We start from the raw sequence: 12,894 nt of genomic DNA, 5'->3' as shown, positions 1-12,894 counted from the left end.
GGTCCCTAAGAATCCTAAAATTATATTTAAAAAAATCCGGTTTATAACTTTGTAGAAATCAATTATATAATCTATGATTTACCTTAATAAATTCTTTAGTTTGTATCTAAGGGAACTAGAATTGGAATGCTGTTGAATAGTGTTTTCATAATAAGTCGATTGTTTGTGTAAAATTAGTTGGTGCTAAATTCAACAAAAAAAATGCACAAATCAACAAACAGGTGTCCCCTAACATGATATAGGATGTCTTAAATCATAATCATAAACACATAAAAGCAAGATAATCAGTCATCTGCGTTTTTTGCATATGATGAAGGAGAGACTCCAACAATATCTTTGAAATTTTTGTAAAATGATGCCCTGGAATTAAAACCTACCTCATTAGCTATTGCAGAAATGCTAAATTTTTTATGCCTATCCATAGACAAAAGCTGTTTAAATTCCTCTATCCTATAATAATTGATATAATTATTGAAATTTTTATGTTCTATCTTATTAATTGCTTTAGAAATTAGCCTTTCTGGCAACTTTATCTCTTTGGCAAATGTTTTTAAGGTAATTGAAGGGTTTAAATACGCTTTGGTTTCTGTCATATATTCTTCAATAATCCTTATAATATTTTCTAGTTCTGCCTTAGTTTCTTTTTCTTCTACTTTAGGAGAAATCATATTTATAATATTAACCTGTACCAAACTCGCAATGGTAACATAATAGAGAGAAAGTAAAAGAATAGTATTCATCAAATACCTATAAGACTTTTCACTAATAAACAGATTCAATGAGTTACCCGAAAGATTAAACAGGATACAGATAATACAAAAAACAGTTAACCAATTTAATGATTTGTTTTTGGTGACTTCATAATAATAAGGTAATTGTTTTTTATGCTTATTATTAATTTTAATAATCATAACAGACATCGTTACGATATAGATAGCGCCAACAATGTTCATTATTTTGCCAAAATGCATTTCTTTTAAAGTAGTATGTATTTCTGGGTTTTGCAGCACTAGAAGAAAAAATACTGATAAAAACAAAAACTCTAAGATTGCAGGGATATAGTAATAGAATTTTCGCTTTATATAAATTCCAGCCGTTTCTACTGCGTAGAAAAATAAAAAACTCATACTTAACAAATTAAATCGAAACGGATGATAATAAATAGCCGGATGCTTAACATACTTAAAAACAAAATACATTGCCATCTCGACACATAAAGTAACAAAAAACAATCCCAGATATCTATTAATATGAACTTTTTTAGATCGGTAAAAAAGTAGAATAACAGTAATAACTAACGTTTGTAAGCCACTTATTAAAAATAAATAATCTATAATTTTCATCTCAAGAATCTTTAAATAACAAAAAACCACTGACTGTTATTAATATAGATCAATAGAAATGCCTATATGTTTTGTAACATAATAAAAACTATCTTGTTAATGGTATTAAAATAGATAAACTTTTTAACACATATATTTATTGTACACAAAACTCAAATCTGTATTTTATTTAACCTTTTTCTTAAATATTAATAGATATTCATTAAAATTATCATCTTTGCTGATGATAAAACAATAAAATGATAATATATCCCCGTGAAGAAATTTAACCATATCGACCTCAAAGATTTTCTGGATGAAAAGGCATTTTACTACGAACAACCAAAATTTATTGAAACAGATCCGGTACAGATTCCTCATCTATATACTGAGAAAGAAGATATTGAAATCTCAGGATTTCTTACTGCCACCATTTCCTGGGGGAATCGAAAAAGCATCTTAACCAATTCTCACAAATTAATGTCACTTTTGGGGAATAGCCCGTATGATTTTATAATGAATCATACCGAGATAAATCTTCAAGATTTTAATGGTTTTGTACATAGAACTTTTAATAGTACAGATCTCTCCTACTTCATCACAGCACTACGACATATATATACTAAGTATGATGATATGGAAGCTTTTTTTAAATTGTATAAAGAAGAAGACAACTTTCAGACCGCAATTCATAATTTTAAAAAAGAATTCTTTTCCTTACCGCATCCGATTAGAACAGAAAAACATGTTAGTGACCCTCATAAAAACTCTGCTGCCAAACGAATCAATATGTTTCTACGGTGGATGGTAAGAGATGCTTCTGCCGGAGTTGATTTAGGTATTTGGCGTAACCTCTCCCCTGCTCAATTATCATGCCCCTTAGACGTGCACTCGGGAAACGTTGCTCGTAAATTGGGATTGCTTACACGCAAACAAAATGATGGAAAAGCATTGTTAGAGCTTGATACAAAACTGAGAAGCTTAGATCCCATAGACCCAGTTAAGTATGATTATGCATTATTTGGGCTTGGAGTTTTTGAAAAATTTTAAGTTTAGAACCATTCTAAAGAGTAATCTTAACTTTACATTCTAAACATTTAGATGATATTTCTTTAATAAACATAAAACATCTTCATAAAGCTGTTGAGGTATGCCTTAAGCTAAATTTGTGGAAACAAAAATCCACACAATCATGAAAAATTATCTTATTACTGCCTCTTTAGGTGCTGCATTACTATTGGCTTCCTGCAACCTAGACGATTACACAGGAGGTCCTACTAAGCCTCCAACAGGAAAAATTGAACTAAAAAATCATTCTATCTCTCCTGTTTTATTAGAAAAAACCCCTGAGTTTTCTGATATAGAAATATACAATCTGCTTTCTTCTGAAGATACCTATATTCCTGATTTCACATACGGTTCTATGGCAGATGGTGCAGGATTACTTCGTAATAAAAACGGAACATTTACTTTAATTAATAATATAGAAGCAGATTATTCTGTTGCCAGAATCACATTAGACGAAACTTTTAAACCAATTAAAGGAGAACATATCCTTAATGCTTTGGCCACAGCAAATACTGCCCAGTGTTCTGGCTCACTAATTACTCCATCTATACATGGTTTTGGCCCTTTATATCTTTCTGGTGGTGAATGGGGAGGAAATTCTAAAGGTGTTTTTGCAACTAACCCATATAAGAATGCATCAGAAGCTTCTGCTCCAAGAATGTTGACTGCACTAGGGCAATGGTCTACCGAGAATGCTGTGGCACTAAGCAGACGTGCATATCCGGGTAAAACTGTCGTTTTTATTGGTGATGATAATAGTAATAACGAAGTTCCTTCGGGACAATTAGGAATGTATGTTGGCAGACAAGGTGATCTTGAAGGAGGTAAATTATACGGGTTGAAAGTAACCTCTCCAGGAGTAACCTACGAGGTAGATATGGAAGAAGGAATTTCTTATGATATGGAGTTTGTAGAATTAACCGAAAAAGATATTGATTTATTAGATGCCGAAGCTAAAGAAAAAGGAGTAATGGGATTTTCTAGATTAGAAGATATAGATTGGAGAAGAGGGCGTAGCAGAAAGAACAACCAAGAAGTATACTTTGCTGTAACAGGAAGAGATAAACCTGGATTAATAGGAAAAGGAACACGTTCTGGGAGAATTTACAAAGTAGAACTAAATAATAGAAATCCATATGGCCCTGGTAAAATAACTTGTGTATTAGATGGTGACAAAATTGGTGGTACAGCCGAAGCTTTTCACAGTCCTGATAATATTTTGGTAACCAAAAACTACGCTTACATACAAGAAGATCCAAATGGGATTCAAGATTTTAAACCTGCAGCAAATCATTATTCGAGATTGTATCAATACAATTTAAACACCAGAGAATTAAAAGTAGTATTAGAATGTGATCAGCCTAAAGCAGCAGCATCTGGATACGGTAGTTTAAATAAGATATGGGAAATAACAGGTATGATCGATATATCAGACGTGATAGGTGTTGATGAAACTTTTCTTATGATTACTCAAAATCATGGATGGGAAAGAGCAGACGGAACACCTTTTACCGACCCTACAGCAAACCCTGATGTAGCAAATAGCCGTAAAGAAGGTAGTATGCTTTATGTAATTAAAGGTTTAGAACGATAGACATATGATTTTATTTAAATACAACAAAGAGGCTTATTTTATGATAAGCCTCTTTATCATATTCTGTATTTTTTCTTCTTGTTCAGAAAAGAAAGAAGTAAAAATAGAAAATGCACCATTCAATATCCAAATGAAAGAACAATTCATAACCGATATTACTATGGCAATTAATCACCTGGATAGCGCTAAAACCGATACGACCAATGTCAAAAAGCATTTTCTTCAATCCAGAAAGTATTTCAAAAAAACTGAACCCATTTTGGCTTCTCTGGATATTGAAAACTATGGCTTCTTAAATCAACCTAATATTTTGAAAGTTGAAGAAGATGACTTTACCGATGTAAAAACAAAACAACCAAGTGGATATCAAGTTCTCGAAGAAGAGATTTTTACAGAAGAAATGAATGCTGTACTTGTAAACAAACACTTAAATCTGGTATCAAACAGGTTAAAATTAATTAGGGAAAATATCAGTTTTAATCACTTAAAAACATATCATTTTTTATGGCTATTTAGAAAATCAATAGTTCAAATTGCACTTACAGGAGTAACAGGTTTTGATTCTCCTGTCTTAGAAAACTCTTTAGAAGAGTCTAAAGTAGTATACCAAAGTTTAAAGACTTATTTATCTATCTTTAAGAATGAATTTAACGACGTAGCACTTTTAAAAAAATGGAACCACGAAATAGATGCGTCAATTAAAGATTTAAATGCTAATTTTAATACGTTTAACCGATATAATTTTATCAAAAACCATACGCATAAACAATTAGAATTATGGAATCAGGTTGTAGATGATTGGCGTGTGAGCTTTCCTTTTGAGTTAGCAATAAAAAATAATGCTACTTCTCTTTTTTCTAAAGATACTTATAATCACACCTATTTTGCTGATAGAAATTCTGGAGAAATGACTTTCGGAAAAATAGCATTGGGAAAAAAGTTATTTTACGATACTAACTTATCTTCGAATAAAAAAATTAGTTGTGCAACCTGCCATCATCCAGATAAAGCATTTACAGATGGCTTGAAAATTGGAGCAAAAGTTACACGCAATACCCCTACATTATTTTATGCTGGTCTTCAAAAGGCATTTTTCTATGATAAAAGAGCCGGTAGTTTAGAAGGTCAGATCATTGCCGTAATAGAAAATGAAAATGAATTTCATACAGATTTAGAAACGCTAAGACAAGTTGTTATACAAGATAGTACATACACAAAAAGTTTTGCCGAAGTTTTTAAAAACCAAAAGGTCGGTAATGCCGAAATTAGGAATGCTATAGCTAGTTATATAAGAAGTTTGGCACCTTTTAACTCTAAATTTGATCGCAACATAAACACTCTCGAGAATACGCTTACTCAAAATGAAATTAATGGTTTTAATCTTTTTAATGGTAAAGCCAAATGTGCTACATGTCATTTTGCTCCTGTTTTTAATGGTACTGTACCTCCTAACTATAGAGAATCAGAAATCGAATTAATCGGAGTTCCAGAACAAAATGACACTATCAATGCCACTATTAGTGCCGATTTAGGGAGGTATTATGTGTATAAAACTCCCGAAAGGAAACATTTTTTTAAGACTCCCACGGTTAGAAATGCTGGAAAAACAGCTCCTTATATGCATAACGGAGTATATACTACTCTAGAAGATGTTATGGATTTTTATAATCGCGGAGGCGGTATTGGTATTGGTATCCAGAATGAATATCAAACCTTACCTCCTGATCCGTTACATCTCACTAATCAGGAAATAGAGGATATTATTTCATTTATACATACATTAGAAGATGATATTGAAACCTATTAAAAAAGAATTTGATTACTAATTACCCATTCATCAATTTAAGGTATAGATGGTCGCATATCTTTTTTGAGTTACATTACGGTTATCACGTAAAATTGTTATGTAATGCTAATTAATTCGTAATATCTGGGTTATTTTTGTTAATTTTATTAGGAATTGATTCTTATATAAATCAATTCTTTGTAAGAGGATGATATCGAATGCTATACCCATAAACGAAAACTTTAGGTTAGAAGCTTTAAAATCATTAGACATTCTGGATACCGAATCACAGAAGGAGTTTGATGAGATTACTGCGCTTGCCGCGTATATCTGTGAAACAGATATGGCACTAATTTCATTAGTAGATAATGATAGACAATGGTTTAAATCTAAACACGGTTTAAAAACGTGTGAGACTCCTCGTAATAATTCGCTTTGCTCTCATGTTGTTTTACAACCTCATGCTCCTTTAATAATTAAAGATACCCGAGAGGATAAACGTTTTAATGACAACCCAATTATTCTAGAAGAAAAACCTATTATTTTTTATGCCGGAATTCCTTTGATAGATAAAGATGGTTTTGCTTTGGGGTCCTTATGTGTTATGGATAGTGTTCCCAGAGAGCTTTCTAATAAGCAGCTAGAATCCCTTAACGCTCTGGCAAAACAGGTGATTATTCTTTTTGAGCTTAACAAAAAGAATAATGATCTTCAAATAATTCAAAACAAATTAAAAAAACATAACGAATCTTTAAGGGAATTTGCTAGAGTGATATCGCATGATCTCAAAATGCCATTAGCCAATGTTATTACATCTACAGATTTATTAAAACTTAAACTGGAAGATAAACTCGACAATGAAAGTTTAGAATATTTTGATTATATCAAAACTTCTTCTTTTTCTATGAGTAGTTATATTAGTGATGTACTTGATCATTATGAGAGTGAAAGTTTAATACATAATGAACCCGAAGAATTTTACTTAAATCACCTATTGAATAAAATTGTTGATTTACTTACTATGAAACCGGATTTTACTATCTATTTCCCAGAAGAAGATCCAATCATACAATGTAATAAACTAGCATTAAAACAAATTTTCTTTAATCTTATCGGAAACAGTATTAAATATAATGACAAAGATCAGATCATTATATCAATAGAAACTAACGAAGATGAGAATTTTTATTATTTCAGAATAACAGATAACGGAATGGGGATTCCGAATGATAAGTTGGATACCATTTTTGAGCTTTTCACTACCGCTAATACTACAGATAGAAGCGGTAATAAAGGTAATGGTATTGGGCTTTCTACAGTAGAAAAATTAGTTAAGAATCTAGGAGGTTATATTAAAGTATCTTCTAAAGAAAAAATTCAGACCACTTTTGAGTTCTCTATAAAGAAATCTATTTAAACTGTTTTCGATAGTATTTTTGCTACACAAGCCTGAGCACATTTTTCACCATCAATAGCTGCAGAAATTATACCTCCGGCGTACCCTGCTCCTTCACCACAAGGATATAATCCTTTAATTTGTGTATGTTCTAATGTTTTCCAGTCTCTGGGAATACGAACAGGTGATGATGTTCTAGACTCGGGAGCATGCACTACAGCATCATTGGTAAGATACCCTTTCATGCTTTTGCCAAATGCTTTAAAACCATCTTGTAATGTTTGATGAATAAATTTAGGGAACACTACACCCATATCAGCAGATGTTAAACCTGGTTTATACGAAGTTTCTGGAAGATTTGTTGATATTCTTCCTTCAACCATATCTACCAGTCTTTGTGCAGGAACTTTTTGAGTCTTCCCTCCTATTTGCCATGCGTACTGCTCTATATTTTTCTGAAAATACATCCCCGATAAAGGGCCATATTTAGAAAATTCCTTAAAATCTTCTATCCGCAATTCTATAACAATACCACTATTGGCGGTAGGTTGATCCCTCTTAGAAGGAGACCAGCCATTTGTAACCACTTCTCCCGGGCTGGTAGCACAGGGAGCAATCACACCACCGGGACACATACAAAAAGAATACATTCCTCTGCCTTTTACTTGTTTTACGATACTATATGGTGAAGGAGGTAAATAAGGCCCTCGAACTTCACAAGAATACTGGATCTGGTCTATGAGTTTTTGCGGGTGTTCTACTCGTACTCCCAAAGCAAATGGTTTTGCTTCGATTTCTATTTGTTTATCATACAATAGTGTAAATATATCTCTTGCAGAATGTCCAGTGGCCAAAATAACGTTATTCGTAGCAATAGCACTCCCATCCATTAGAGTAACGCCATTGATTTCAGAATTTTTAATTTCAAAATCAATTACACGAGTATTAAAATGTACTTCTCCTCCTCTTTCAACAATTTTCTCTCGTATTGCAGTTATAATGCCTGGTAATTTATTTGTTCCGATATGTGGATGTGCTTCGACCAAAATTTGATCGGTAGCTCCAAATCCAACCAAAAGCTCTAAAATACGATGTACATCTCCTCTTTTCTTAGACCGGGTATATAATTTACCATCACTATATGTACCTGCTCCACCCTCTCCAAAACAATAATTAGAATCCTCGTTAACAATATGATCTCTGGTAATAGCTTTAAGGTCTCTACGACGTGCCTGTACATCTTTTCCTCGTTCTAAAACAATGGGTTTACAACCTAATTCAATACAGCGTAGTGCTGCAAACAGGCCTGCAGGGCCGGCTCCAATGATAACTACCTCTGGTGCATTAGAAACATCTGGATATTCTGGTAATACAATGGGTTGATTTATATAGTCTTCCTGTACATATACTTTAAGCTTCAAATTGATCTTAATTGCTCGTTGCCGCGCATCTATAGAACGTTTTAAAACCTGAATATGTCTAATTTCATCAGAAGGGATTCCATTTTTATGTGCTACCTTACTTTTTAATCGATCGGGATGTGCCGCAATTTCTGGCGAGACTTGTATCGTGAATTCGTATTGCAATCTTAGCTTAGGTTTTGAATTTAGGGCGAAGATACAACATTCTTTGCTTCAAAATAACTCTTATAAAACATCAAAATAGTACTTATAAACAAGCCGAATCTTTCTAGATTTAACCTTTTCTTAAGATATTAGTCCCTATCTTTGACCTCAAACAAACCTTAAATTTACAATTATGAAAAAGCTTTTTTTATTAGCAATTGCGGTAATCGGTTTTTCAATTTCTTCAAATGCACAGGACATCAAACTTGGTTTTAAAGGTGGGGTAAACTTTGCTACATTAAATGGAGACGGTTACAATGGTTTAGATGGACGTACAGGATATCATATTGGTGCTGTAGTTCAAATAGGATTATCAGATATGTTTGCTGTACAACCAGAACTTATATATTCTGCTCAAGGGGCAAAATTTAAAGCCTTAGGTATTGATCAAGATATTGATGTTGATTATTTAAACCTTCCTGTTTTGGTAAAATTTAAATTCGCTAAACTTTTTAGTGTAGAAGCAGGACCTCAATTTGGTTTTATAGTTAATGATAATTTTAATGGTGGTACTGATCCAGAAAGCTTTGATCTAAGTGCTGCTGTAGGTGCCGGAGTAGAATTTGGTTCTTTTTTCGGTCAATTACGATATAATATTGGATTTACTGATATCGTAGATAATGTAGAAGCTAAAAATTCTGTATTTCAAGTTTCTGTTGGATACTATATCTTTTAGTAAAAAAAAAGATTTATATAGAAAGAGCGGAAGTAAAACTTCCGCTTTTTTTAGACATAAAAAAATAATGTCCCCTTCCCTTACCACTTCGTACTTATTTTAATTTTTGATTGATAATTTGTGAATTGATAATTTTGAAATTCATAAATCCCAAATCTTATAGTATATTTGACAAACCTTACTAAGGAATGCAGTTTAAACACCCAGAATTTCTTTACGCTCTCTTTGCACTTATAATTCCTATTCTAGTTCATTTATTTCAGTTACGGCGCTTTCAGAAGGTTAATTTTACAAATGTTGAGTTTCTAAAAGCGGTTACGGTACAAACTCGAAAGAGTTCTCAGATCAAAAAATGGTTGACACTTCTTGCTCGATTATTAGCTATGGCGGCTATCATTTTTGCTTTTGCACAACCATTTCTGGCATTAGAAGAAATTGTAGGTAAAAAAAGTAAAACCGTTTTATACCTTGATAATTCGTTTAGTATGCAGGCCAAAGGTTCTAAAGGACCACTCCTAAAACGTGCTGTACAAGAAATCCTTAGTGACCTTCCTGAAGAGGAAACCATATCTCTTTTTACCAATACAGAGACTTTTATTGATGTTTCTAAACAAGATATTCAAAACGACTTGTTACAAATCGAGTACTCGTCTAATCAACTTTCATATTCAGCAGCCTATCTTAAAGCTAAACAGTTATTAGGAACATCTCCAGAAACCAATAAACGTATCATAATGGTTTCAGATTTTCAACAAAAAGAAAATGCCTTTAGCATACAAAAAGATACAGATACAAAAACACACCTTGTTCAGCTACAACCTGTCACCAGGCAAAATATTGCTATCGACAGTCTGTATTTAAGGCATAATACCAATAATGATCTCACTCTTAATGTAGTATTAAGCAATACCGATACTAATGCAGAAAACACCTCTATTGCGCTATATAATGACGATAAATTGATTGCCAAAACTGCAGTTTCTATTCCGGAAAATGGCACAGCCGAAACTGAATTCCGTTTAGATGAGAATATAAAAATTAATGGTACGGTAACTATAGAAGACCCAGTAATAACTTTTGATAATTCAAGGTTTTTTACCATAAATGCTCCAGAAAAGATAAAAGTTGTTGCTATTAATGAAACAGATGATAGTTTTATAAAGAATATTTTTACTTCGGATGAATTTGTAGTGCTAAGCAGCTCTGTCGAAAGGCTTAATTACAATGATATTAGTAATGCAAATCTGGTAATCATTAATGAGGTTAAGCAAATTCCGGTATCACTTATCAATGCATTAAAGCCTTTTGTTGATCAAGGAGGTACTATTTGTCTTATTCCTGCAACAAATGGAGATTTGGTTTCGTATCAACAGTTTATAAGCGGATATTCGACACAAGGGTTATTGGCAGAAACAACACGTGAAAAGAAAATCACATCTATTAACTTCTCACATCCATTATATCGTGGGGTTTTTGATAAAAAGATTACCAATTTTCAATATCCAAAGGTAAATAGTTATTATCAGGCAAATGCATCCAATATCGTGCTATCTTTTGAAGATAATAGCCCTTTCTTATATAAAACAAATAATATATATGTATTTACATCGGCTATAAATCAGGAAAATTCTAATTTTAAGAATTCTCCTTTAATCGTTCCTACATTATATAATATTGGTAAACAAAGCTTACAGCTTACCGATATATCATATACTATTGGTCAGATTAATTCTTATGATATTCCTATATCTCTCGGACAAGATGGAATATTGTCTTTGGTCTCTGATCAGGAAAACATTATACCATTGCAACAGAGTTTTTCTACAAAAGTGAATATAACGACAGACGAAGTTCCTACACGAGCAGGGATTTACCGTGTACAAGATAAAAATAACAGTGTTCAACAACATGTAAGTTATAATTATAATAGTGCAGAGAGTGATTTACAATACTATAACTTAACTACTACAGAAGATTATCAAGTAAGCCAATCAGTCACAGAGCTTTTTGACCAAATAAAAGAAGAGACTAGTGTTAATGAACTTTGGAAATGGTTTGTTATTTTTGCGTTGATATTCTTGCTAATTGAAATACTACTATTAAAATATCTAAAATGAACTTCTTATTAAAGGCTGCTACTGTAATTGACCAAAAATCCTCTTTTCATCGTCAAACAGTTGATGTATTAATCGAAAATGGAATAATTACAGATATAAAGAAGACAATCAAAGCCCCTGATCATGTTGAAGAAGTTACATTAGATAACTTACACATCTCACAAGGATGGTTTGATAGTAGTGTAAGTTTTGGTGAACCAGGATATGAAGAACGTGAAACTATTGAACATGGTTTACAAGTGGCTGCAAAAAGTGGTTTCACAGCTATAGCGTTACACCCAAATACATTACCTATAACCGATAATAGCACTTCTATAGGTTTTCTAAAAGGAAAGTCTCAAAATAGTGCAGTATCATTATATCCTATCGGAGCGTTGACCATACAGTCCAAGGGTGTAGATATGGCAGAATTATATGATATGCAACAGGCAGGTGCTATTGCCTTTGGTGACTATAAAAAAGCCATTCAAAATCCTAATTTATTAAAGATTGCTCTTCTCTATGCACAAAATTTTGATGGACTGGTTCTATCTTTTCCTCAAGAAAATAATATTGCAGGTAAAGGACTGGTTAATGAAGAAGAACAAAGTACTTTACTTGGATTGAAAGGAATTCCTGCGCTAGCAGAAGAATTACAGATTGCGCGAGACTTGTTTCTACTAGAATATACCGGTGGCACCTTACACATCCCTACAATTTCGACAGCCAAATCGGTAGCATTGATTAGAGATGCTAAGGCAAAAGGATTACAAATAAGTTGTAGTACCACCGTTCATCATTTAACCCTAACTGATAAAGAGCTGGTTACATTTGACACTAATTATAAAGTACTTCCTCCATTAAGAACGCAAAAAGATGTAGATGCCTTGGTAAAAGGTATAAATGATGGTACAATTGATATGATTACCAGTGATCATCAACCTATAGATGTAGAACATAAAAAGGTAGAGTTTGATCACTCAAAATACGGTACTACCGGTTTAGAAAGTGCTTTCGGAGTTCTTAATACGATATTAGATATTGAAGAAACCATAGCCATGCTTACTAGTGGTAAATCTATTTTCAAAATAGAAAGTGAAAGCATTGAAAAAGGTAATAAAGCAGATTTATCTTTATTTAATCCTACAGGTGATACCACTTTTACAGAAGAGCATGTTATATCTTCTTCAAAAAATAGTGCTTTTATAGGAAAATCTACAAAAGGAGCTCCTTATGGTATTATCGCCAACGGAAAAATGATATTAAAATAAGTATATTACAAAACTAATTCTTCATTACGATCTAGTGTAGTAATAAAATAATATAATACA

Annotated in this window: 9 protein-coding genes; 7 read left to right on the top strand and 2 right to left on the bottom strand. The window is 32.6% G+C overall.

All coding sequences use genetic code 11. The features are described from left to right. Positions 1-284: 284 nt before the first annotated feature. Positions 285-1,343, bottom strand: coding sequence for a helix-turn-helix domain-containing protein (locus Z053_RS30120; protein ID WP_025665565.1), 1,059 nt, complete (start codon positions 1,341-1,343; stop codon positions 285-287). Between the two features lie 255 nt (positions 1,344-1,598). Between Z053_RS30120 and Z053_RS0113620 the strand changes: the two genes are divergently transcribed. The 4 genes from Z053_RS0113620 (at position 1,599) to Z053_RS0113605 (ending at position 7,187) form a co-directional block, all read left to right on the top strand. Continuing rightward, positions 1,599-2,372 carry a TIGR02757 family protein gene (locus tag Z053_RS0113620; protein WP_025665564.1) on the top strand — a complete coding sequence of 258 codons (774 nt, stop codon included), beginning with the start codon at positions 1,599-1,601 and terminating at the stop codon, positions 2,370-2,372. 142 nt (positions 2,373-2,514) lie between these two features. Continuing rightward, the gene (locus Z053_RS0113615) at positions 2,515-3,984 is read left to right on the top strand and encodes a PhoX family protein (protein ID WP_025665563.1); all 1,470 of its coding nucleotides are present in this window, start codon (positions 2,515-2,517) and stop codon (positions 3,982-3,984) included. Between the two features lie 4 nt (positions 3,985-3,988). Further along, complete coding sequence (locus Z053_RS0113610; RefSeq protein WP_025665562.1) at positions 3,989-5,791, top strand: cytochrome-c peroxidase; 1,803 nt, start codon at positions 3,989-3,991, stop codon at positions 5,789-5,791. 187 nt (positions 5,792-5,978) lie between these two features. After that, positions 5,979-7,187 carry a sensor histidine kinase gene (locus Z053_RS0113605; RefSeq protein WP_025665561.1) on the top strand — a complete coding sequence of 403 codons (1,209 nt, stop codon included), beginning with the start codon at positions 5,979-5,981 and terminating at the stop codon, positions 7,185-7,187. On the opposite strand, the gene Z053_RS0113600 is transcribed toward Z053_RS0113605, so the two are convergent. Then, entirely contained in the window at positions 7,184-8,752 is a 1,569-nt protein-coding gene (locus tag Z053_RS0113600) for an NAD(P)/FAD-dependent oxidoreductase (RefSeq protein WP_025665560.1), read from the bottom strand. The two genes, Z053_RS0113605 and Z053_RS0113600, sit on opposite strands and share 4 nt — an antisense overlap. 172 nt (positions 8,753-8,924) lie before the next feature. Here Z053_RS0113600 and Z053_RS0113595 point away from each other — a divergent pair, with 172 nt between their 5' ends. From Z053_RS0113595 to Z053_RS0113585, 3 genes are all read left to right on the top strand, one after another. Continuing rightward, positions 8,925-9,467: a porin family protein gene (locus Z053_RS0113595; RefSeq protein WP_025665559.1), complete on the top strand. Its 543-nt coding sequence runs from the start codon at positions 8,925-8,927 to the stop codon at positions 9,465-9,467. Positions 9,468-9,655: 188 nt separating this feature from the next. Then, positions 9,656-11,584 (top strand): vWA domain-containing protein, encoded by a 1,929-nt coding sequence (locus tag Z053_RS0113590; protein WP_025665558.1) that lies wholly within the window; start codon positions 9,656-9,658, stop codon positions 11,582-11,584. After that, the gene (locus Z053_RS0113585) at positions 11,581-12,834 is read left to right on the top strand and encodes a dihydroorotase (RefSeq protein WP_025665557.1); all 1,254 of its coding nucleotides are present in this window, start codon (positions 11,581-11,583) and stop codon (positions 12,832-12,834) included. The genes Z053_RS0113590 and Z053_RS0113585 overlap by 4 nt, the downstream gene beginning before the upstream one ends. Positions 12,835-12,894: the final 60 nt, after the last annotated feature.

Source organism: Aquimarina megaterium XH134, from assembly GCF_000520975.1.
Lineage (GTDB): Bacteria > Bacteroidota > Bacteroidia > Flavobacteriales > Flavobacteriaceae > Aquimarina > Aquimarina megaterium.
The sequence above is the reverse complement of the archived record's forward strand: the minus strand, read 5'-3'. Positions and strand labels throughout refer to the sequence as shown.

What these genes read in the sequence shown, in the direction of transcription:
- Z053_RS0113605 (WP_025665561.1), top strand. Translation starts at nt 5,979, where the DNA reads ATGATATCGAATGCTATACCCATAAACGAAAACTTTAGGTTAGAAGCT.
- Z053_RS0113590 (WP_025665558.1), top strand. Translation starts at nt 9,656, where the DNA reads ATGCAGTTTAAACACCCAGAATTTCTTTACGCTCTCTTTGCACTTATA.
- Z053_RS0113615 (WP_025665563.1), top strand. Translation starts at nt 2,515, where the DNA reads ATGAAAAATTATCTTATTACTGCCTCTTTAGGTGCTGCATTACTATTG.
- Z053_RS0113595 (WP_025665559.1), top strand. Translation starts at nt 8,925, where the DNA reads ATGAAAAAGCTTTTTTTATTAGCAATTGCGGTAATCGGTTTTTCAATT.
- Z053_RS0113585 (WP_025665557.1), top strand. Translation starts at nt 11,581, where the DNA reads ATGAACTTCTTATTAAAGGCTGCTACTGTAATTGACCAAAAATCCTCT.
- Z053_RS0113610 (WP_025665562.1), top strand. Translation starts at nt 3,989, where the DNA reads ATGATTTTATTTAAATACAACAAAGAGGCTTATTTTATGATAAGCCTC.
- Z053_RS30120 (WP_025665565.1), bottom strand. Translation starts at nt 1,343, where the DNA reads ATGAAAATTATAGATTATTTATTTTTAATAAGTGGCTTACAAACGTTA.